General features: G+C 74.0%; 18 protein-coding genes and 1 riboswitch. Of the genes, 11 read left to right on the forward strand and 7 right to left on the reverse strand.

The window, feature by feature from the left end:
* Positions 1-29: 29 nt before the first annotated feature.
* Positions 30-3641 carry a cobaltochelatase subunit CobN gene (cobN, locus tag QT196_RS19485; protein ID WP_168480313.1) on the reverse strand — a complete coding sequence of 1204 codons (3612 nt, stop codon included), beginning with the start codon at positions 3639-3641 and terminating at the stop codon, positions 30-32.
* Positions 3642-3697: 56 nt separating this feature from the next.
* Positions 3698-3770: riboswitch (cobalamin riboswitch) on the reverse strand.
* Positions 3771-3984: 214 nt separating this feature from the next.
* Between cobN and cobG the strand changes: the two genes are divergently transcribed.
* The 5 genes from cobG (at position 3985) to QT196_RS19510 (ending at position 9274) form a co-directional block, all read left to right on the forward strand.
* Complete coding sequence (cobG, locus tag QT196_RS19490; RefSeq protein ID WP_266737412.1) at positions 3985-5490, forward strand: precorrin-3B synthase; 1506 nt, start codon at positions 3985-3987, stop codon at positions 5488-5490.
* Between the two features lie 117 nt (positions 5491-5607).
* Positions 5608-6288 (forward strand): precorrin-8X methylmutase, encoded by a 681-nt coding sequence (locus QT196_RS19495; RefSeq protein WP_168480314.1) that lies wholly within the window; start codon positions 5608-5610, stop codon positions 6286-6288.
* Positions 6285-7871, forward strand: a complete 1587-nt coding sequence (locus QT196_RS19500; RefSeq protein WP_266737413.1) for a precorrin-2 C(20)-methyltransferase — start codon at positions 6285-6287, stop codon at positions 7869-7871. Before QT196_RS19495 ends, QT196_RS19500 begins: the two co-directional genes overlap by 4 nt.
* A 196-nt stretch (positions 7872-8067) precedes the next feature.
* Positions 8068-8826: a DUF817 domain-containing protein gene (locus QT196_RS19505; protein ID WP_168480316.1), complete on the forward strand. Its 759-nt coding sequence runs from the start codon at positions 8068-8070 to the stop codon at positions 8824-8826.
* Between the two features lie 235 nt (positions 8827-9061).
* Positions 9062-9274 (forward strand): hypothetical protein, encoded by a 213-nt coding sequence (locus tag QT196_RS19510; RefSeq protein ID WP_248001219.1) that lies wholly within the window; start codon positions 9062-9064, stop codon positions 9272-9274.
* A gap of 92 nt (positions 9275-9366) precedes the next feature.
* On the opposite strand, the gene QT196_RS19515 is transcribed toward QT196_RS19510, so the two are convergent.
* The gene (locus QT196_RS19515) at positions 9367-10188 is read right to left on the reverse strand and encodes a cobalt-precorrin-6A reductase (protein ID WP_290355329.1); all 822 of its coding nucleotides are present in this window, start codon (positions 10186-10188) and stop codon (positions 9367-9369) included.
* Positions 10189-10205: 17 nt separating this feature from the next.
* On the opposite strand from QT196_RS19515, the gene QT196_RS19520 reads away from it, so the two are divergent.
* Positions 10206-11411: a cobalt-precorrin-5B (C(1))-methyltransferase gene (locus QT196_RS19520; protein ID WP_290355331.1), complete on the forward strand. Its 1206-nt coding sequence runs from the start codon at positions 10206-10208 to the stop codon at positions 11409-11411.
* 28 nt (positions 11412-11439) lie between these two features.
* Here the strand turns inward: QT196_RS19520 and QT196_RS19525 are convergent, their stop codons facing one another.
* Positions 11440-11805: a hypothetical protein gene (locus QT196_RS19525; protein WP_266737415.1), complete on the reverse strand. Its 366-nt coding sequence runs from the start codon at positions 11803-11805 to the stop codon at positions 11440-11442.
* A gap of 602 nt (positions 11806-12407) precedes the next feature.
* Here QT196_RS19525 and QT196_RS19530 point away from each other — a divergent pair.
* Positions 12408-12635: a hypothetical protein gene (locus QT196_RS19530; RefSeq protein WP_168480320.1), complete on the forward strand. Its 228-nt coding sequence runs from the start codon at positions 12408-12410 to the stop codon at positions 12633-12635.
* Positions 12636-12748: 113 nt separating this feature from the next.
* Here the strand turns inward: QT196_RS19530 and cobM are convergent, their stop codons facing one another.
* From cobM to QT196_RS19545, 3 genes are all read right to left on the reverse strand, one after another.
* Positions 12749-13576, reverse strand: a complete 828-nt coding sequence (cobM, locus tag QT196_RS19535; protein ID WP_266737416.1) for a precorrin-4 C(11)-methyltransferase — start codon at positions 13574-13576, stop codon at positions 12749-12751.
* Complete coding sequence (gene cbiE, locus QT196_RS19540) at positions 13573-14907, reverse strand: precorrin-6y C5,15-methyltransferase (decarboxylating) subunit CbiE (RefSeq protein ID WP_290355332.1); 1335 nt, start codon at positions 14905-14907, stop codon at positions 13573-13575. Before cbiE ends, cobM begins: the two co-directional genes overlap by 4 nt.
* 107 nt (positions 14908-15014) lie before the next feature.
* Positions 15015-15287, reverse strand: a complete 273-nt coding sequence (locus QT196_RS19545; RefSeq protein WP_042151247.1) for a hypothetical protein — start codon at positions 15285-15287, stop codon at positions 15015-15017.
* A gap of 225 nt (positions 15288-15512) precedes the next feature.
* Between QT196_RS19545 and QT196_RS19550 the strand changes: the two genes are divergently transcribed.
* The 3 genes from QT196_RS19550 to QT196_RS19560 all read left to right on the forward strand — a co-directional run bounded on the left by QT196_RS19550 (position 15513) and on the right by QT196_RS19560 (position 18481).
* Positions 15513-16532: a cation diffusion facilitator family transporter gene (locus tag QT196_RS19550; RefSeq protein WP_168480323.1), complete on the forward strand. Its 1020-nt coding sequence runs from the start codon at positions 15513-15515 to the stop codon at positions 16530-16532.
* Positions 16533-16668: 136 nt separating this feature from the next.
* The gene (locus QT196_RS19555; protein ID WP_266737420.1) at positions 16669-17280 is read left to right on the forward strand and encodes a hypothetical protein; all 612 of its coding nucleotides are present in this window, start codon (positions 16669-16671) and stop codon (positions 17278-17280) included.
* A 214-nt stretch (positions 17281-17494) separates the two neighbouring features.
* Positions 17495-18481: a hypothetical protein gene (locus QT196_RS19560; protein WP_266737422.1), complete on the forward strand. Its 987-nt coding sequence runs from the start codon at positions 17495-17497 to the stop codon at positions 18479-18481.
* A 7-nt stretch (positions 18482-18488) separates the two neighbouring features.
* Here the strand turns inward: QT196_RS19560 and QT196_RS19565 are convergent, their stop codons facing one another.
* Positions 18489-19430 (reverse strand): NADP-dependent oxidoreductase, encoded by a 942-nt coding sequence (locus QT196_RS19565; protein ID WP_248001221.1) that lies wholly within the window; start codon positions 19428-19430, stop codon positions 18489-18491.
* Positions 19431-19750: 320 nt separating this feature from the next.
* Between QT196_RS19565 and QT196_RS19570 the strand changes: the two genes are divergently transcribed.
* Positions 19751-20500 carry a response regulator transcription factor gene (locus QT196_RS19570; RefSeq protein ID WP_168480325.1) on the forward strand — a complete coding sequence of 250 codons (750 nt, stop codon included), beginning with the start codon at positions 19751-19753 and terminating at the stop codon, positions 20498-20500.
* The last annotated feature ends 38 nt before the right edge of the window (positions 20501-20538 follow it).

Below are 20538 nucleotides of genomic sequence, written 5' to 3' on the forward strand. Positions count from 1 at the left end.
GCGCCATTGCCGGCCCGCCCCGCGGTGGGTCAGCCCTCGCCCTCCAGCTCCCCTTCGGTCTCCAGGAAGGCCTGGCGCAGCGCCGCCAGCGTCTCGGCGTCCGGCTTCTCCCACATGCCGCGGGATTCCGCCTCCAGGAGGCGTTCGGCGATCCCGTGCAGGGCCCAGGGGTTGGCCTCCTCCAGGAAGGCCCGGTTCTCGGGGTCGAGGACGTAGGTCTGGGCGAGCTTGTCGTACATCCAGTCGGCGACCACTCCCGTGGTGGCGTCGTAGCCGAACAAGTAGTCCACGGTGGCGGCGAGTTCGAAGGCGCCCTTGTAGCCGTGGCGGCGCATCGCCTCGATCCAGCGGGGGTTGACCACCCGGGCACGGAAGACCCGGGAGGTCTCCTCGACCAGGGTGCGGGTGCGGACCGTCTCCGGGCGGGTGGAGTCACCGATGTACGCCTCGGGAGCCTTGCCCTTGAGCGCCTTGACGGTGGCGACCATGCCGCCGTGGTACTGGAAGTAGTCGTCGGAGTCCGCGATGTCGTGCTCGCGGGTGTCGGTGTTCTTGGCGGCGACCGCGATGCGCTTGTAGGCGGTCTCCATCTCGTCCCGGGCCGGGCGGCCTTCGAGGCCGCGGCCGTAGGCGTAGCCGCCCCAGACCGTGTAGACCTCGGCCAGGTCGGCGTCGGTGCGCCAGTCACGGGAGTCGATCAGCTGGAGCAGACCCGCGCCGTACGTCCCCGGTCGGGAGCCGAAGATGCGGGTGGTGGCGCGGCGCTCGTCGCCGTGATCGGCGAGGTCGGCCTGGGTGTGGGCGCGGACGAAGTTCTCCGCGGCCGGCTCGTCCAGTCCGGCGGCGAGCCGTACGGCGTCGTCGAGCAGGCCGATGACATGCGGGAAGGCGTCCCGGAAGAAGCCGGAGATGCGCAGCGTGACATCGACACGGGGGCGGCCGAGCTCGGCGAGGGGGATCGGCTCCAGCCCATTGACCCGGCGCGAGGCGTCGTCCCATACGGGGCGGACACCCAGCAGCGCCAGCGCCTCGGCCACGTCGTCGCCGGACGTCCGCATGGCGCTGGTGCCCCACAGCGACAGACCGACGGACTGCGGCCAGTCGCCGTTGTCCTCGCGGTAGCGCGTCAGCAGGGAGTCGGCGAGGGCCTGGCCGGTCTCCCAGGCGAGGCGGGAGGGCACGGCCTTGGGGTCGACGGAGTAGAAGTTCCGGCCCGTCGGCAGCACGTTGACCAGGCCACGGAGCGGGGAGCCGGAGGGGCCGGCCGGGACGAAGCCGCCGTTGAGGGCGTGCACGGCGTGGTCGATCTCGTCGGTGGTGGCGGCGAGACGCGGGACGACCTGACGGCAGGCGAAGTCAAGGATGTCGGCGACCGCGGCCGGGTGTCCCTCGGCGGCCTTGGCCACCGCTGCCGGGTCCCAGTCCGCGTCCTCCATCGCCTGCACCAGGCCACGGGCGGTGGCCTCGGCCTCGTCGGCGGTCGTGCGGGTGGCCGCGGACTCGTCCAGTCCGAGCGCCTCCCGCAGTCCGGGCAGGGCGGACGTACCGCCCCAGATCTGGCGGGCGCGCAGGATGGACAGCACGAGGTTGACCCGTGCCTCGCCGCTCGGCGCGCCGCCCAGCACGTGCAGGCCGTCGCGGATCTGGGCGTCCTTGACCTCACACAGCCAGCCGTCGACGTGCAGCAGGAAGTCGTCGAAGCCGTCGTCGTCGGGGCGTTCGTCCATCCCCAGGTCGTGGTCGAGCTTGGCGGCCTGGATCAGCGTCCAGATCTGGGCGCGGATCGCGGGCAGCTTGGCCGGGTCCATCGAGGAGATGGCCGCGTACTCGTCGAGGAGCTGCTCCAGGCGCGCGATGTCGCCGTAGGACTCGGCGCGGGCCATCGGCGGGACGAGGTGGTCGACGAGGGTGGCGTGCACCCGGCGCTTGGCCTGGGTGCCCTCGCCGGGGTCGTTGACCAGGAAGGGGTAGACGAGCGGCAGATCACCGAGGGCGGCGTCCGGACCGCAGGCCGCGGACAGGCCCGCGTTCTTGCCGGGCAGCCACTCCAGGTTGCCGTGCTTGCCCAGGTGGACCATGGCGTCCGCGCCGAAACCGCCGTCGTCGGCGGAGGCCGCGATCCAGCGGTACGCCGCCAAGTAGTGGTGCGAGGGCGGCAGATCGGGGTCGTGGTAGATCGCGATCGGGTTCTCGCCGAAGCCGCGCGGCGGCTGGATGAGGATCAGGAGATTGCCGCGGCGCAGCGCGGCCAGCACGATGTCGCCGTCGGGGTTCCGGCTGCGGTCGACGAACATCTCGCCGGGCGGCGGCCCCCAATGCTGCTCGACGGAGTCCCGGAGTTCCTGCGGCAGCGTGGCGTACCAGCGCTTGTAGTCGGCGGCCGGAATGCGGACCGGGTTACGGGCGAGCTGTTCCTCGGTGAGCCACTCCTGGTCGTGGCCGCCGGCCTCGATGAGGGCGTAGATCAGCTCGTCACCGTCGCCGGACTCCAGGCCCGGTACCGGCTCGGCGGTCTCGTCGCCGAAGTCGTAGCCGTCCGCCCTGAGGCGGCGCAGCAGGGCCACGGCGCTGGCCGGGGTGTCCAGCCCCACCGCGTTGCCGATGCGGGAGTGCTTGGTCGGGTAGGCGGACAGCACCAGCGCGAGGCGCTTCTCCGCGGCCGGGATGTGGCGCAGCCGGGCGTGCCGGATGGCGATCCCGGCGACCCTGGCGGCGCGCTCGGGGTCGGCGACGTAGACCGGCAGTCCGTCCTCGTCGACCTCCTTGAAGGAGAACGGGACGGTGATCAGCCGGCCGTCGAACTCGGGGACCGCGATCTGCGAGGCGGCGTCCAGCGGAGAGAGCCCCTCGTCGTTCTCCTCCCAGGCGCTGCGCGGCCCGGTCAGGCACAGGGCCTGAAGGATCGGCACGTCCAGGGCGGCCAGCGCGCCCGCGTCCCAAGACTCGTCGTCGCCGCCCGCGGAGGCCTCGGCGGGCTTGCTGCCGCCCGCCGCGAGAACCGTGGTGACCAGGGCGTCGGCGCTCCCCAGCGCCTCGATCAGCTCCGGCTCGGGGGCCCGGAGGGAGGCCACGAACAGCGGCCGGGCGCGTCCGCCGGCCGCCTCGATCTGCTCGCACAGGGTCCGGACGAAAGCGGTGTTACCGCTCATGTGGTGGGCGCGGTAGTAGAGCACGGCGATCAGCGGGCCGCTCTCGTTGCGCCCTTCCCAGTCCAGCGGTCCCCAGGACGGGGCGGGCTCCGGCGGCTCGAAGCCGTGACCGGTCAGCAGCACGGTGTCGGAGAGGAAGCGGGCGAGCTGGTCGAGGTTGGCGGGACCGCCGTGCGCGAGATAGGCGTGCGCCTCGGCCGCGATACCGACCGGGACCGTGGACTGCTCCATGAGCTGGGCGTCGGGGGCCTGTTCACCGGTGAGCACGACGACCGGCCGGTGCTGGTCCTCGGCGAGCAGCACCTCCAGGCCCTCCTCCCAGGCGCGGATGCCGCCGAGGAGGCGTACGACGACGAGGTCGGTGCCCTCCAGCAGCGCGGGGAGTTCGGCCACGTCGAGGCGGGCGGGGTTGGCGAGCCGGTACGGCACGGGACCCGTGGCCGCGCGGGCGCTGAGCAGGTCGGTGTCGGAGGTCGACAGCAGCAGAAGCATGCGAGCGCAGGCCTTCCTCGGGGTATCCGCGCCCCGGGTGGTCGTATGGACGGCGGGAGTTCCTGGCTCACCCGGCAGCTGCCGGGTTCACAGTGGCGGGACCGCGCCGGATTCACACCGGGCTTCCTCCCTGGGGCCGTAAGGCCCTGCGCCGTCGCTGGCGTCGGCGGGCCGTCCGACCCACCGACCTGCATAGTAAGGGCTGCGGCCGAGCGAGGTAAGCGGGCCTCCGGACCTCCCGTATCGGGACGGGCGCGCGGGCCTCCGTACGCGGATCCGGGGCACGAGCTTGGCCGGATCCGGCCCGGATGGGCCACCCGCCCCCGTGGGTATGCTCGCGGCCATGCCGCCCTCCCCCTCGACACGGCCCCACGGGTCCGAACCGCCCATACGGGACCGCGGTGACGCCTGCCCGGGAGCGCTGCGGCTGCACTCCGCCGCCGACGGGCATCTCGCCCGAGTGCGACTGCCCGCCGGAGACTTGACGGTGCGTCAGGCCGAGGGGCTGGCCGACGCCGCGGACCAGCTCGGGGACGGCCATCTCTCCCTCACCTCCCGCGGCAACGCGGAACTCCGCGGCCTCCCGGACGACTGCGGCAGCCGGCTCGCCGCCCTGCTGCGCGACGCCGACCTGCTGCCCTCCGAGCGCCACGAACGCATCCGCAACATCCTCGCCTCCCCCCTGGCCGGACTGGACCGGCACACCCCTTCTGACGTGCGGTTGTGGGCCCGTGAGCTGGACGGACTGCTCTGCACGAGCGAGTCCGCGACCGCGCTGTCGGGCCGCTTCCTCTTCGTCCTGGACGACGGCCGGGGCGATGTGGCGGCGCTCGGCGGCGATGTGAGCTTGGTCGCAGAACCGACCGGGGCCGGGGCGCCGGCGGACCACGGGGACCAGTCGGGGCCCGGCCACCCCGCCCGGCCCGGATGCACTGCCCTGCTGCGGGTCGGCGACGACCCGGCGGCCCTGCGCATCGCCGGCCCGGACGTCCCACGCGCCGCCCTCACCGCCGCTGATGCCTTCCTGTCCGCCGCCGAGACGAGCGGCACCGGCGCCTGGCGGGTCCGTGAACTCCCGGCCGGCCATGCCCTGACGGCCCAGGTGGTCGCGGAGCGGCTGCACGCGGCGGGTATCAGGGCGGTCCATGTGGCTGAGACCGCGACTGGGACGAGGACCACAGCCGCCGACTCCTCCGCCCCCGGCATCATCGAGGGGCGCGACGGCGTCCGGGCGCTCTCCGTTCTCGCGCCGCTGGGGCGACTGTCCGTCGCGCAGTGGCGGTTGCTGGTCGGCGTCGCCGCGGCGGAGGGGGACGGCGTTCTCCGGCTCACTCCCTGGCGCGGCCTCGTCATCCCGGGGCTGTCCGCCGACGTCGCGGCCGCCCGCCTGCGTGAACTGGCCGCCGCCGGGCTGATCACCGACCCGGACTCCCCCTGGCACCGCATCGGGGCCTGCACCGGCCGTCCCGGCTGCGCCAAGTCCCGTACCGATGTACGGGCCGACGCGACGGCCGCGGTCACGGCGGGCACCCCCGTCCCCGTATCCGTGTCCGGGTCCGGCCCCGACGCCTGCCCCGATCCCGTCCGCCTCCTCAGCGAACCGGAGCCGGGGCCGAAACCGGGCCCGGAACCAAAACTGGGGCCGGTGCCGGAACCAGGACCGGACACCCCGGCCCCCCGCCACCCCCTCCCCGTCTACTGGTCCGGATGTGAGCGCCGTTGTGGGCACCCGCACGGTGCCTGGGTCGATGTGCTGGCGACGGCGGACGGCTACCGGGTGTCGGTCGTCCGGCCGAAGACCCCACCCGCCCCGGCGGCATCCCCCGCAGCCCCCTGCCCCACCTCATGAACCCCCGGACCCGCAGTCCCCTGCTCCAACTCCAGAACTGCTCGCCCCACAGCGCCAGGCCCCACCCCATGAACCACCCATGAACCGCCCCGTGAACCACCCCGGACCCACAGCGCCATGCCCCACCTCCAGAACCGTCCCGTACCCGACAACCCCGAGGCCACAGTGACCGCGTTCGACTACGAGAAGGACGGTGCGGCGATCTATCGCCAGTCCTTCGCCACCATCCGCGCCGAGGCGGACCTCGGCGGCCTGCCCGCCGACGTCAGCCGGGTCGCGGTCCGGATGATCCACGCCTGCGGCATGGTCGACCTGGTACGCGATCTCGCCTTCACCCCCGAGGTGGTGGCCCGCGCCCGCGAGGCGCTGCGCGCCGGTGCGCCGATCCTCTGCGACGCCAACATGGTGGCCAGCGGCGTCACCCGTAAGCGGCTGCCGGCCGACAACGAGGTGCTGTGCACCCTCGCCGATCCGTCCGTCCCGGACCTGGCCGCCCGGATGGGGACGACCCGCAGCGCCGCGGCCCTGGAGCTGTGGCGGGACCGGATGGACGGCGCGGTGGTCGCGTTCGGCAACGCCCCGACCGCCCTCTTCCGGTTCCTCGAAATGATCGAGGAGGGCGCGCCCCGCCCCGCCGCCGTCATCGGCATACCCGTCGGTTTCATCGGCGCCGCGGAGTCCAAGGACGCGCTGATCGCCCACCCGTCGGAGCTGGACCACATCGTCGTGCGCGGGCGCCGGGGCGGCAGCGCCATGGCCGCCGCCGCGATCAACGCCCTGGCAAGCGAGGAAGAGTGAGCGTGAGCGAGCAGCAGCTGACCGGTCGCCTCTACGGTGTGGGCCTCGGCCCCGGCGACCCGTCCCTCATGACGGTCCGGGCGGTCGAGGTCATCGCCGAGGCCGACGTCATCGCCTACCACAGCGCCCGGCACGGACGCTCCATCGCGCGCTCCATCGCCGCCAAGCACCTCCGTGCCGACCACATCGAGGAAGCGCTGATCTACCCGGTCACCACGGAGTCGACCGATCACCCCGGCGGCTACCGGGGCGCGCTGGACGAGTTCTACGAAACCGCGGCCGCCCGCCTCGCCGTGCACCTCGACGCCGGCCGCACGGTCGCCGTCATCTCCGAGGGTGACCCGCTCTTCTACGGCTCCTACCAGCACATGCACAAGCGGCTGGCCCACCGCTATCCGACCGAGGTCATCCCCGGCGTCACCTCCATCAGCGCCGCCGCGGCCCGCCTCGGCAAGCCGCTCGCCGAGGCCGACGAGGTCCTGACGATCCTCCCCGGCACACTCCCGGAGGAGGAACTGACCGCCCGCCTGACCTCGACCGACACCGCCGTCGTCATGAAGCTGGGCCGCACCTTCCCCACCGTCCGCCGCGCCATGGAACGCGCCGGCCGCCTCCCGGAGGCCCACTACGTCGAGCGCGCGACGATGTCCGGCGAACGCACCGAGCGGCTGGCGGACATCGACGCGGAGACGGTCCCGTACTTCTCCGTCAGCGTCGTACCGAGCCGCATCGCGGACCTGCCCCCGGCGGGCACGACCACGGGTACAGCCACCACCGCGGGCACGACCACGGCCGACGAACCATCCGACGCCGGCGAAACGGAGTCCCCCCACCCCGGCGAGGTCGTGGTCGTCGGTACCGGTCCGGCCGGTCCGCTCTGGCTGACGCCCGAGTCACGCGGTGCCCTAACCGCCGCCGAGGACCTCGTCGGCTACACCACCTACCTGGACCGCGTCCCGCTGCGCCCCGGCCAGCGCCGCCACGCCTCCGACAACAAGGTCGAGTCCGAACGCGCCGAACTCGCCCTCGACCTGGCCCGGCGCGGCCGCCGGGTGGCCGTGGTCTCCGGCGGCGACCCGGGCGTCTTCGCGATGGCCACCGCCGTCCTGGAGGTCGCCTGCCAGGACCCGTACCGCGCCATCCCCGTACGGGTTCTCCCGGGCGTCACCGCCGCCAACGCGGCCGCCGCCCGCGCCGGCGCCCCGCTCGGCCACGACTACGCGGTCATCTCCCTCTCCGACCGCCTCAAGCCCTGGGAGGTCATCGCCGAACGCCTGCATGCCGCGGCCGGCGCCGACCTGGTCCTCGCCCTCTACAACCCCGGCTCCCGCAGCCGCACCTGGCAGGTCGGCAAGACCCGCGAACTCCTCCTGGAGCACCGCGCCCCCGACACCCCCGTCATCCTCGCCCGCGACATCGGCGGCCCCGAGGAGTCCGTCCGCACCGTCCGCCTCGCCGACCTGGACCCCACCCAGGTCGATATGCGCACCCTCCTGATCATCGGCTCGTCCCAGACCCAGGCGGTACGGCGCGACAACGGCACCGAGGTCGTGTGGACGCCGCGTAGGTACCCGGAGGGGTGAGCCGACCCGCCAGGTGAGGGGCTCCGGCCCGCGCCGTGACAGGTGCCCGTGCCCCGGCCGGGGCATGGTCCCGGCCGGACCGTGGGTCCCTACGGGGGCCGCACGGGGACCCGTACGGGGCGTGGGCCCGGCGCCGGCCCCCACCTCTGGCAACCCCTCCCTCATGGGGCGCGTCTCTCGCGACATGCACGCGAATATGGCCCGCGTACAGCAACTACTGCTCTTCACCCGGCTCCAGACGAGCAGCTGCGCGTTCGCCGTCGCGCTGCTCGCGGGGGTCGCGCTGTCCACCGTGCTGCCGCAGTTGCCGGTGGCCAGATACGACCTGTTGCTCGTCTACGGACTGCTGCTGACGCTGGTGTTCCGGCTGCGCGGGTGGGACAGCGGCAGGGATGTCCTGGTCATCGCCGTGTGTCATGCGATCGGGCTGGCCTTCGAGCTGGTGAAGGTCTCACTCGGCTCCTGGAGCTATCCGGAGCCCGCGGTGTTCAAGTTCGCGGGCGTGCCCCTGTACGGGGGCTTTCTCTACGCGGCAGTGGGCAGCTATGTCTGCCGCGCATGGCAGCTCATGGACCTGGAACTCGTCCGCTACCGCCCCCGCGCCACTACGGCCCTGGCCGTGGCCATCTACGTGAACTTCTTCAGCCACCACTGGCTGCCCGACCTGCGCTGGCCCCTCGCCGCACTGCTCATCGCGGTCACGGGAGGCACGTCGGTGCGGTTCACCGTGGGCAAGGCGCGCTACCGCATGCCGCTGGCGCTGTCCTTCGCGCTGATCGGCTTCTTCCTGTGGCTGGCCGAGAACATCGCCACCTACCTGGGCGCCTGGCGCTACCCGCACCAACTCCACGGGTGGCAACCGGTCGCCCTGGAAAAGTTCGGCTCCTGGGCGCTCCTGATCAGCGTCACGTTCGTGATCGTGGCGGCTACCCGTGGGCAGCGCAGCCGCGGGTGACCCCGGATGGATGCGCCGAAGGGTGCGGTCAGGCGTCGAGTCCAGGACGGTGACGCGAGGACGTCGCCCTGTCCGGCCGCGCTCGCGAATTGATTTCGACCATTCGCCGCCCCCCCGTTGCCCGTGTCGACGACAACGCCAACTCCCCTTTTGAGAGCGGCTCGGAGTGACAACTCCAGGACGGGGAAAGGGCCTTGACAGGCCAGTCAGGACTCGAATGGAGAAGAGAATGGGAATGACGGAGCGGTCTGCGGCGGCCGGGAGGAGCAGGGATGCCGAGCGGGCGCGGGGCGGGCTGCGGGCGGCGCTGAAGGGGGCCGGCAGCACCTTGCCGTCCCCGGCCCTGGACGGGGTGTCGCTGGTGGGGGACTTCCCGCGGCCGCCGGTGGACCTCGGGCGGGGTACGCCGCAGCGCGCGCGACCGCTCGCGGAGGTGGTGCGGGGGTGAGTTCGAGGAACGAGGAGAGGGCCGAATCCGCCGCCGCCCATGACCGGGGTGCGGAGGAGGAGGCGGAGGAATCCGTAAAGCGGCGGGAGGAATTAGTGGAGAGGGTGCGGGAAGCCAATCGGCTCAGTGTGAATCGGCCGCGCTGAAAGCGGGGCGGTAACGGCGTGGATCCACTCCACGGCCTCGGCCGGATTCGCGGCCACCGGCACTCCGTCGGGCACCGGTGGGCGCCGTACGACCACCACGGGGATCCCGGCCTCCCGGGCCGCCGTCAGCTTGGCGGCGGTCGCGGCGGCGCCGCTGTCCTTCGTCACGAGGACGTCGATGCGGTGGGCCCGGAGCAGTGCGCGCTCGCCCTCCACCGTGAAGGGGCCCCGGTCGAGCAGCACCTCCATACGGGGCGGGTACGGGGGCTCGGGGGCGTCGACGGAGCGGACCAGGAACCAGGGGTCGGTGAGGTGGGCGAAGTGGGCGAGGCCCATGCGGCCGGTGGTGAGGAAGATGCGGCTGCCGAGGGCGGGGAGCGCGGCGGCGGCCTCGTCCAGGGAGGTGACCTGGTGCCAGTCGTCGCCGGGTCCCGGCACCCAGCCGGGCCGGCGGAGCGCCAGCAGGGGAACATGGGCGGTGGCGGCGGCCCGGGCCGCGCTGAAACTGATCGTGCCGGCGAAAGGATGGGTGGCGTCGATGAGCGCGTCCACCGCGTGCTCGCGCAGCCAGCGGGTGAGGCCCTCGGGGCCGCCGAACCCGCCGATGCGTATCTCCCCGTCGGGCAGCCGTGGTGCGGCGACCCGGCCGGCGAGCGAGGTCGTCACGCGCAGGGCGGGCTCCGGCGCCAGGGTGGCGGCCAGGCGGCGGGCCTCCGTGGTACCGCCGAGGATCAGTACGTGGCGTGGCGGGCGAGCTGCGTCGGGCATGGGATGTGGGTTCCTCCGTGGCTGAGGCGCAACCGCAGGGTACGGGGCCGCAGGGTACGGGCAAGGCCGTGGGCGGGCGGAGTGCGCAGCTCGCGCACACCGGGCTGCGGCCCGGCTGGACGACCGGTGCCTGTGCGACGGCGGCGAGCACGGCCGCGTACACGGCACTACTCACAGGCGACTTCCCCGACCCGGTGACGATCACGCTGCCGAAGGGGCAGACGCCGTCCTTCGCACTGGCGGTGGAGGAGCTGGCGCCGGGGCGGACGACGGCCATGGCGGGTGTCGTCAAGGACGCGGGCGACGATCCGGACGTCACCCACGGGGCGCTCGTCCGGGCCACCGTGCGGGCGCTGCCCGCGGGCTCGGGGGTCGTCTTCAAGGCCGGGCCGGGGGTCGGGACGGTGACGCGGCCCGGGCTGCCGCTGGACGTGGGGGAACCGGCGATCAATCCCGTGCCGCGGCAGCTGATGCGGGAGCATCTCGCGGAGGTCGCCGCGCGCCACGGCGGTGCGGGGGCGACGGCCGATGTCGAGGTGGAGATCTCGGTCGATCACGGGGAGGAGATCGCCCGGAGCACCTGGAATCCGCGGCTGGGCATCCTGGGCGGACTGTCGATCCTGGGGACCACCGGAATCGTGGTCCCGTACTCCTGCTCGGCGTGGATCGACTCCATCCGGCGGGGGGTGGACGTGGCACTCGCGGCGGGCCGGCGGCATGTGGCCGGGTGTACGGGGTCGACGTCGGAGAAGGTGGCCGTCGCGCTGCACCATCTGCCGGAGGACGCGCTGCTGGACATGGGCGACTTCGCGGGGGCGGTGCTGAAGTACATCCGGCGTCATCCCGTGGAGCGGCTCACCATCTGCGGCGGCTTCGCCAAGCTGTCCAAGCTGGCGGCCGGGCATCTGGATCTGCACTCGGCGCGGTCCCAGGTGGACAAGGGGTTCCTGGCGGAGCTCGCGCGGCGGGGCGGCGCGGACGAGGCGCTGGCGGGGGCGGTCGCGGAGGCCAACACGGGCCTGGCGGCACTCCAGTTGTGCACCGCGGCGGGGGTTCCCCTGGGGGATCTGGTGGCGGCGACGGCGCGGGACGAGTCGCTGGCCGTGCTGCGGGGCGCGCCGGTCGCGGTCGATGTCATCTGCATCGACCGGGCCGGGATGGTGGTGGGGCGGGCGGAACCGCGGGGTCCGGGGGAGGACCGGCAGGGAAGCCCGCAGCGGTGACGGGCTTCCCCCGAGTCGGCGTGAGCCGTCAGTCCCGGTCGCCGCGGCTGGACCGGCCGCCCAGGCAGTCCTCCGAGCTGCCGGTGAGCGATCCCAGCGCCGTGCCGAGGGCGCAGGTGGTCAGCCGCAGCGGGTTGTCGCGGAACCGTCCGGGGCGCTCGTAACGGCCCTCCCGGCGGTCGTAGCGCCCTTCGCGGCGGTCGTGCAGGCGGCCCGGCCGGTCGTTCGTCCGGAGCGGGGTGTCGTGCATCCACGGGGAGCTGTCGTGCGCCTGCCCCGGGGTGTCCGTCGCCTGTGCGACATGGTCCTTGCCGTCGGCCGCGGCGACGTTGCCGCCGAGGAGCGTCAGCAGGGCTGCGGCGCCGACGACGCCGGCGGCCAGTCTGGTACGCATCGTGGCGTACTCCTTTGCTTCGGCCCCCCTTGGGTGTCGCAGCTTCCTTACCGGCCCCTGGTGGGCGGCTAACGGGTATTCACCCTGATGCGGTCGCAGAGCCATCCGGACGGGCCCGACGGGGGCGTGGCGCGCGGTCGGTGGCGGCACGTCGCGAGCGGCTCGTCGGACGGCGGCGCCTCGGGCGGGCTCGGTAATCACCCGAAGCGGCACGCCGCCACGGAAATCCGGGAATGCCGACATCTCGCCTCATCGCGCTCACCGAGGATTCCGCGGACGGTACCCGCAGATATACCCGGCGGGCGCTCATGCAGGACTTTCCCGGGACAGTTTCCCGATAGCCTCCGCATGGCTGATTCACCACCAAGAAGCGGACAAAGATGCAGGTCAGGGCGATAGCTGCCGACAATTGCATACCGGTGGAAAAATGAATCGCCAGTTGCCGCGCCACACTGCGGCGTGATTGCATTTCACCTGCACACGGGCCGTCACCGAGGCGTCACATTTCCGGCGCCCAGGGCCCGTTTACGGCCCTATTCGCTTTATCGGCAATTGGGGCCGTGTGCGTTCGGAATCCATAGCTTTGAAGGGAAGGGCACGCCATGCGTCACGGCTTCACCTCTGAGATCGACACCTGCGAGATCGCCGACACCGAGCTCGACAACATTGCCGGTGGGCTCGCCGGCGCCGGCGCCGAGGTTGCCGGCCACGGTGCCGCCGTGAACGTCGGCAATGTCGTCAGCACCGTCGGCGCCGGCGGGTCCATCACGGCGGACCTGCCCGGTGCGCACCTCGGCGCCGGCGCCGGCGTGCAGGCCACCAGCCTCTGAGCGGCACCGCTTTCCGGCCCGACGGGCCGTCCTGACATACGTGAACCCCGGAACTGCCAGTTCCGGGGTTCACGCATGTCCGCGGGCGCGGGCGTACGCCTCGTACGCGTCCGCTACGGGGTCTCCGTGACCGGCGGCGTGACCGGCGGCTCCGACGGCGTGACGGGCGCGGTGTCCGACGGCCCGTCACACGGCAGGTGCGGCCGCTCGCGGTCCGCCGAGTAGAGATGGCTGTCGCGGAACTGCTCGGCGCCCAGGGTGCGGCCGACCATGATGACGGCCGTACGGACCACGCCCGCGGCCTTCACCTGCTCCGCGATATCGGCGAGGGTGCCGCGCAGCACGAGTTCGTCGGGGCGGGAGGCCATCGCGACGACCGCGGCGGGGCAGTCGGCGCCGTAGTGCGGCAGGAGTTCGGCGACGACCCGGTCGGCGTACATGGCGGCCAGGTGGAGCACCAGCAGCGCACCGCTGCGCCCGAGGGTGGCCAGGTCCTCGCCCTCCGGCATGGGGGTGGCCCGCTGGGCGACGCGGGTGAGGATGACGGTCTGGCCGACGGTGGGGACGGTCAGTTCGCGCTTGAGGGCGGCCGCCGCCGCGGCGAACGCGGGGACGCCCGGCACCACGTCGTACGGCACACCGGCCGCGTCCAGCCGGCGCATCTGCTCGGCGACCGCGCTGAAGACGGACGGGTCACCGGAGTGCAGCCGGGCCACGTCGTGGCCCTCCTCATGGGCGCGCACCATCTCGGCGGTGATCGTGTCGAGGTCCAGCTGCGCGGTGTCGATGAGCCGGGCACCGGGCGGGCATTCGGCGAGCAGCTCCCGCGGCACCAGGCTGCCCGCGTACAGACAGACCCCGCAGGACGCGAGCGTACGGGCGCCGCGCACGGTGATCAGGTCGGCGGCGCCTGGACCCGCGCCGATGAAGTGGACGGTCATGGTTGCTCGGTCTCCTGGGGAGGGGAGGACGGGGACGGGGAGGCGGCCTGCGGTTTCACGGCCGACCACTGGGTGACCGGCATCGCCTGCCGCCAGCCGGTGAAACCGCCGACCGGCACGGCGTGCGCGACCGCGAGCCGGACCAGCTCGCCGCCGTGCTGCCGGTACCAGTCGGCGAGCAGCGCCTCGGACTCCAGCGTCACGGTGTTCGCCACCAGCCGGCCGCCCACGGGCAGCGCCGCCCAGCACGCGGCCAGCAGGCCGGGGGCGGTCAGCCCGCCGCCGATGAAGACCGCGTCCGGCGTCGGCAGACCGTCCAGCGCGGCGGGCGCGGGGCCGGTGACGACGCGCAGTCCGGGTACGCCGAGCGTGCGCGCGTTCCGCCCGATCCGCTCGGCCCGTACGGGGTCGCGCTCGACGCTGACGGCGCGGCAGCCGCGGTGCGCCCGCAGCCACTCGATGGCGATGGAGCCGGAGCCGCCGCCGACGTCCCAGAGGAGTTCACCGGGGGCGGGCGCCAGGGCGGCGAGGGTGGCGGCGCGGACATGGCGCTTGGTGAGCTGGCCGTCGTGCTCGTAGGCGGCGTCGGGGAGGCCGGGGACGGCGGAGAGCGGCGCGGCGCCGGGGGCACGGCGGCAGTCGAGGGCGAGGACGTTGAGGGGATCGCCGGGCGGCAGGTCCCAGTCCTCGGCGGTGCCCTCGGCCGTCTTCTCCCGGGGGCCGCCGAGCTGCTCCAGTACGCGTATCCGGGTCGGGCCGAAGCCGTGGGCCCGCAGCAGGGCCGCGACCTCGGCGGGGGTCCGGGCACCGGCGGACAGCACCAGCACCCGGCGGCCGTCGTACAGCACGCGGAGGAGGTTCTCGGCGGGCCGTCCGACGAGCGTGACGACCTCGGTGTCCTCCAGCGGCCAGCCCAGGCGGGCGCAGGCGTGGGAGACGGCGGAGGGGTGCGGGAAGACGCACAGCTCAGGGGCCGCGGGCCCGCCCGCCGCCGCTCCCGCGCCGGTGGCCGTCTGCTCCTGGATCACCTCGGTCAGCGTCCGTCCGATGCCGTAGAACATCGGGTCGCCGCTGGCCAGCACGCACACCCGGCGTCCGGCGTACGCGGCGAGCAGGCCGGGGACGGCGGGGCGCAGCGGCGACGGCCACGGGACGCGCTCGCCGGTGCACTCCGCGGGCAGCAGCGCGAGCTGGCGGGCGCCGCCGATCAGCACCTCGGCGGCGCTCAGGGCCTGCCGGGAGGCGGGCGGCAGTCCGTCCCAGCCGTCGGCCCCGATGCCGACGACGGACAGGGGTTCAGGAGCGGCCGGGGCGGGTGGTGCGGGGCTCACTGCCGGATACCTCGAGGTCGGGAGGGGACGGGGACCGGTCCGGGGGACGGGAGCCGAACTTTACTGACCGGTCGTCTCGCACCGTCCCGCGGGGAGGCCCCCCGCCCTCACGCCAGCAGGGCGATCAGGAACTGGCCCGCGAACAGGAACGCCGCGCAGAAGCCCACCAGCGCCGGCAGCCACTGCCAGATGCCGCGCGGGGAGTCGAAGCAGGCCAGGTAGCCGAGGACGGCGACGGTGCCGAGCAGGGCGCCCAGCCAGAACGTGAGGCCGTCGTGGTGGGTGGACAGGATGGCGACGGCGGCCAGCAGGCCGAGCGGCGCCAGCAGCTGTCCCGTGCCGGGTGCGGGCCGCCGGGTCTCCCCCGTAGCGTTGCTCATGGCGCCGGATGCTACCCGGCAGGAGGGCCCGCGGCGGCTCACCGCGCCCGCCGGAGCGGATGACCGGACTCCGTTTCCCGCTTCCGCTCCCGCCCTCCTCCGCACCGCTCTGACCAGGCGCGATCGTCCGTTCGACGGTAATGACAACGGTCACCGGTGCAGCCTTTGGATCTTTCGTCGAAGTGCGGTTTGCTTCGCAGCGAGGAGCCAGGAAGGAGCGCGCCGATGACCGAGCACGCCCATAGTCACGGGCACAGCCACAGCCATGCGCACGGTGTCTCACCGGACGCGGACCGGCGCTGGCTGCGGGCCGCGCTGATCCTGCTCACCGCGTACATGGCGGTCGAGGTCGTCATCGGTGTGGTGGCGCAGTCCCTGGCGCTGATCTCGGACGCCGCCCATATGCTCACCGACGCGGTCTCGATCGTGCTGGCGCTGATCGCGATGCGGCTGGCCGCGCGGCCGGCCCGCGGTGGCTTCACCTACGGGCTCAAGCGCGCCGAGATCCTCTCCGCGCAGGCCAACGGCATCACCTTGCTGCTGCTGTCGGTCTGGCTGGCGTACGAGGCGGTCGAGCGGCTGATCTCACCGCCGAAGGTGACCGGCGGGCTGGTGCTGATCACCGCGCTGGCCGGGATCGTGGTCAATCTGATCTGCACCTGGCTGCTGTCCAGGGCCAACCGCTCCAGCCTGAACGTCGAGGGCGCCTATCAGCACATCCTCACCGACCTGTTCGGGTTCGTCGCCACCGCCGTCGCCGGTCTGGTCGTGCTGACCACGGGCTTCGAGCGGGCGGACGCGATCGCCTCGCTGGTGGTCGTCGCGCTGATGCTGCGGGCCGGTACGGGACTGGTGCGGGAGTCCGGCCGGATCTTCATGGAGGCCGCGCCGGCCGGCATCGACCCGGACGCGCTGGGCGATCATCTGGCGGCCGCGGACGAGGTCGTCGAGGTGCATGACCTGCACATCTGGCTGATCACCTCCGGGCAGCCGGCGCTCTCCGCGCACATCCTGGTGGCGCCGGGCGGCGACTGCCACAAGGTCCGCCGCGGTCTTCAGGAACTGCTGAGCGGGGAGTACGGCGTCACCCACGCCACCCTCCAGGTCGATCATGTCGGCGAACAGGGCGCACCCGATGAGCTGCTGACGCTGAGTCCGCGGCCCGGTCCCGGCCCGGAGCAGCCGGCCGGCCACTGCGAGGACGCGCACGGTCCGGTGCACCGGCCGGGGCCGCACCGGCACTGAGCGGCCTCCGGCTGTGGGTGCGCCGCGGCGGTCGGAGCCGCGGCGCCGCTCCCTCGTCCCCGTCACTCGGGTGAACCCGGCCCGGGAGCGGGCCGCCTGCCGCCGGTCGCGGGGGCCGCGATGCTCGGATGACGGCATGAGAACCGCCGTTGTCTGCGCGCTGCTGTGCGCCGCCACGCTCCACGCACCGTCCGCCGCCGCGTCCGCCCATAAGGCCCCGCCCGCCGTCTCGGTCACGGTGTCGGTGACCGACGGCGCCGACGACCCCGAGTCCGGCAAACGGCTCGACTACCGCGTCACCGTGCACAACCTGGGCGCCTCGGAGGTGCACGGCGCCCGGATCGAGCAGCGGATGCCGGCCACCACGACCTCGGCGACCGCACCCCGCGGCCGGGTCGAAGGGCACGGTGTGGGCGAGCAGAAGGTGATCTGGCGCGCCGATCTGCCCGCGCACGACATCCAGGTCTTCACCGCCACAGCCGTGCTCGGCGGCCGCGCCGCGCCCGCCGACCCCGCCGCGTCCACCGCCCCCGGCACCCGGCGCCCCGCCGCCACGGTCTGTGTCTACGTCGGCGAGTCCTTCGCCCCCACGGCCTGCTCGGGCGATGTGGACGACCTGCCGGAGAGCACCCCGGAGAGCGAGGGCGGCAGCTGGATGGGGTGGGCGGTGGGCGCCGGGGCCACCGCGCTGCTCGGGCCGGGGGTGGTGCGGGCGGTCCGGCGGCGGCGCGTCGCGCGGGCGGGCTGACGCGGGGGCCGCGCGGGCGGGGCCGGGGCGAGGGCCGCGCGGCGGGGCCGGGGCGAGGGCCGCGCCCGGTCACCCATTGGCACCGGCCCCGGTCGCGGGCGGCGGAGGTTCCCCGTTGCCTGGGAGAGGCCGTAGCGCGCGTCCTGCGGAGCTCCGCCGGCCCGGCCGGTCCGTGGAACGCGCCCCAGCCGCCGTGCAGGAAGGACCGGACGCGATGTCAGCGAGCGCACCCGTACGCGCGGGCGGGCGGATGACACCGCGGTCCCCGCACGGGCCGCGACAGCGTGTGCGGGCGCTGGCCGGCGGGGTGTTGCTGCTGGTGGGGGCGTTGCTGCTGCCGTTGAGCCTGGCCGCGATCTGGGCCCGGGCCGAGCTGACCGAGACCGACGGCTATGTGGCGGCGGTGGCGCCGCTGGCCGGGAACGCCGCCGTCCAGGAGGCGGTCGTCGACGATGTGACGGACGCCGTGATGGCTCATGTCCGGCTCGGCGGGCTGCTGAAGGCCGTACCGCCCGCCGAGCGTCCCGCGGTGCGCCGGCACTTCACCCGCGGGATCCGCCAGTTCGTGGAGAAGCAGGTGCGGCAGGTCGTCACCGGCCGCGGCTTCCGCACGGTGTGGAACGGGGTGCACCGGACCGCCCACCGGACGCTGGACGGCCGGCTGGCCGCGTCCGGCCGGTCCCCGGTCACGCTGGACCTCACCCCGGTCGTGGAACGCGTCAAACGGCAGCTGTCCCACAACGGCATGGGACTCGACCTCCTGCGGCGGGTGCCGCGGGCCGGAGTGGAGATCGTGCTGCTCAAGGCCCCGGACGTGCCCCGGATCCGGGCGGTCTACGAGGTCGTCCGCACCGGGGCGCTGCTGCTGCCGCCGGCCGCGGCACTGTGCCTGACCGGCGGGCTGCTGCTGGCGCGGCGCCGGCGGCGGGCGCTGATCTGGGCCGGGTTGAGCTGTGCGGCGGCCGCCGGGCTGCTGGCCGCGGCGCTGGCGCTGGCCCGCAGCCGCACCCTGGACGCGCTGCCCGCCATGGTCTCCCGGCCCGCCGCGGGGGCCTACGCCGACGCCCTCACCGGACCGCTGCGCACCGGGGTCTGGCTGGTCATCGGCGCGGGGACGCTGACCGCTGCGCTGGCCGCGGCGGGGCCGCCGGCGGTCCGGGCGCTGCGTGCCCGCCGGTCCGCGGCCCGCGCCCGCTCCTGACCGCCGCTCAGATCGCCAGGACCGTCTTCCCCTGTGCCCGGCCGGTGCGGCTGGTCGCCAGGGCGTCCGGCGCCTCTTCCAGGGAGACCTCACGGCCCACGAGGACCGTCAGACGGCCCGCGTCGACATGACCGGCGAGGATCTCCAGCAGCTGCGGGGAGGGGCGGTTGACGAAGTTGAAGCCGCGGAGGTTGTGCTCGGTGAGCTCGTCCGCGTCGGCCGAGCCGATCAGCGAGACGGCGGTGCCCCCGTCGCGCACGGTCCGGGTCAGACCGGCGAACTCGGTGGGGCCGCTGGTCATGTCGATCAGCACATCGACACCGTCCGGATGGTGCGCGAGGACCTGGTCGGCGATCGGGCCCGCGGTGTGGTCGACGGTCTCGGCGGCGCCCAGCGTGCGCATCAGCTCGGCCTTGGCCGGGCGGGCGGTGGCGATCACCTCGGCACCGCGGCCAGCGGCGAGCTGGGTGACGAAGGTCCCGACGCCGCCGGTCGCGCCGACGATCAGCACCCTTCGGCCCTCGGCGATCCGGGTCTCCTCGACCAGGTTGTACGCGGTCATACCGGCCGTCGGCACGGCCGCTGAGGTGGCGTAGGTGACGCTGCGGGCGGCGTGCGCGATCCGCTCCTCGTCGGCGACGGCGAGCTCGCAGTACGACCCGCCGCCCTGCTCCGGCCGCTGGAACTGGCCGAACACCGCGTCGCCGATGGTGAACCGCCGCACCCCGCTGCCGATGGCGAGCACCTCGCCCGCCCCGTCCGACCCCAGGACGAGGGGGAACTCGGCCGGCACGGCATCGCCGAACATCCCGTCGGCGAGCTTCCAGTCGACGGGGTTGAGTCCGGCGGCGGCCAGCCGCACCAGGACCTCACCGGGCCCTGGTTCGGGCTGCGGCAGCTCCATGAGCTGCGGCTGTTCACCGAATGCGCTGACTGCTACGGCTCTCATCGTGGCGCTCCCTTCCACCTTCCGACCGGTGGCCGAAGTGGATCGTAAGCACGCCGGCCGGGCCGGAGGCGGCAGGAGGAGAGGCGGTGCGGCGGAAGCAACTCGTACGGCCCCGCGCCCCGGGGCTGTCCGGCCCAGGTTCGCCGTCGGGCGGTCGCCCGGGCCGCCCCGGCAGGGTCGGCGGTCCACGTCACCGGTGCGGTGCAGCGGGCCCGTGCCGGGTGCCGCTCGGCGCCAGCCTGGTGAATTCCCCAGCTCCCGGCGTCGCGGCGCACGGAGTTCGGCTCGTCGGCGGCTTCGCCTCGGGTACATATGACGCCATGCGCGTTCTGGTGGTGGAGGACGAGGAGTGCCTCGCGGACATGATCGCCGCGGAGCTGCGCCGCGCCGCGATCGTGGTGGACATCGCCCACGACGGCCGCGCGGCACTGGCCGGACTGCGGCTCGGCGGGTACGACGTGCTCGTCCTGGACGGCGAGCTGCCCGCACCGCACGGCGACGCCCTCCGCCGGTATGTGGTGGCAGAGCGGCTGCCGACCCGGGTGCTGCTGCTCACCGCGGCCGGCCCGGACGACCGGGCGGCGGACCCGGCGCCGGCCGCGGACGACTGGCTGGCCAAGCCGTTCGCCCCCGAGGACTTGCTCGCCCGGGTCGTCTCGCTGGGCCGGCCAGCGCGCGTCGCGGAGCCGCAGGTCATCGAGCGGGCCGGCGTCACCGTCGACACCGCGCACGGGGTGGCCGCCCGCGACGGCCGCCCGCTGGCGCTGTCGCGTACGGAGTTCGGGGTGCTCGAAGTGCTGCTGCGCGCACAGGGCGCGGTGGTCAGCGGCGATGAGCTGATCGAGGAGGTGTGGGAGGAGCACACCCGCTACGGCGGCAACGCCGTACGCGTCACCCTCGGCGCCCTGCGGGCCAAGCTCGGCGACCCGCCGGTGATCGAGGCGGTACCGGGCGGCGGGTACCGGATGGCCGAGGGGGCGGGGGCGGAAGGGCCGGGGGCGGAAGGGACGACGGAAAGCCCGGGGGCGGGCGGCGAGCCGGAGCCGGGTGCCCGGCGGGCGAAGGTCTGAGGGGCCGTCACTCCGCATCCGGCGCTGGGCGCTGGGAA

Origin of the sequence: Streptomyces sp. P9-2B-2, from assembly GCF_030406865.1 — a bacterium.
GTDB lineage: Bacteria > Actinomycetota > Actinomycetes > Streptomycetales > Streptomycetaceae > Streptomyces > Streptomyces platensis.

What these genes read in the sequence shown, in the direction of transcription:
- cobN (WP_168480313.1), bottom strand. Translation starts at nt 3,641, where the DNA reads ATGCTTCTGCTGCTGTCGACCTCCGACACCGACCTGCTCAGCGCCCGC.
- QT196_RS19550 (WP_168480323.1), top strand. Translation starts at nt 15,513, where the DNA reads ATGACCGAGCACGCCCATAGTCACGGGCACAGCCACAGCCATGCGCAC.
- QT196_RS19495 (WP_168480314.1), top strand. Translation starts at nt 5,608, where the DNA reads ATGCCCCACCTCCAGAACCGTCCCGTACCCGACAACCCCGAGGCCACA.
- cobM (WP_266737416.1), bottom strand. Translation starts at nt 13,576, where the DNA reads ATGACCGTCCACTTCATCGGCGCGGGTCCAGGCGCCGCCGACCTGATC.
- QT196_RS19565 (WP_248001221.1), bottom strand. Translation starts at nt 19,430, where the DNA reads ATGAGAGCCGTAGCAGTCAGCGCATTCGGTGAACAGCCGCAGCTCATG.
- QT196_RS19530 (WP_168480320.1), top strand. Translation starts at nt 12,408, where the DNA reads ATGCGTCACGGCTTCACCTCTGAGATCGACACCTGCGAGATCGCCGAC.
- QT196_RS19570 (WP_168480325.1), top strand. Translation starts at nt 19,751, where the DNA reads ATGCGCGTTCTGGTGGTGGAGGACGAGGAGTGCCTCGCGGACATGATC.
- QT196_RS19510 (WP_248001219.1), top strand. Translation starts at nt 9,062, where the DNA reads ATGACGGAGCGGTCTGCGGCGGCCGGGAGGAGCAGGGATGCCGAGCGG.
- QT196_RS19555 (WP_266737420.1), top strand. Translation starts at nt 16,669, where the DNA reads ATGAGAACCGCCGTTGTCTGCGCGCTGCTGTGCGCCGCCACGCTCCAC.
- cobG (WP_266737412.1), top strand. Translation starts at nt 3,985, where the DNA reads ATGCCGCCCTCCCCCTCGACACGGCCCCACGGGTCCGAACCGCCCATA.
- QT196_RS19545 (WP_042151247.1), bottom strand. Translation starts at nt 15,287, where the DNA reads ATGAGCAACGCTACGGGGGAGACCCGGCGGCCCGCACCCGGCACGGGA.
- QT196_RS19525 (WP_266737415.1), bottom strand. Translation starts at nt 11,805, where the DNA reads ATGCGTACCAGACTGGCCGCCGGCGTCGTCGGCGCCGCAGCCCTGCTG.
- QT196_RS19505 (WP_168480316.1), top strand. Translation starts at nt 8,068, where the DNA reads ATGGCCCGCGTACAGCAACTACTGCTCTTCACCCGGCTCCAGACGAGC.
- QT196_RS19515 (WP_290355329.1), bottom strand. Translation starts at nt 10,188, where the DNA reads ATGCCCGACGCAGCTCGCCCGCCACGCCACGTACTGATCCTCGGCGGT.
- QT196_RS19560 (WP_266737422.1), top strand. Translation starts at nt 17,495, where the DNA reads ATGTCAGCGAGCGCACCCGTACGCGCGGGCGGGCGGATGACACCGCGG.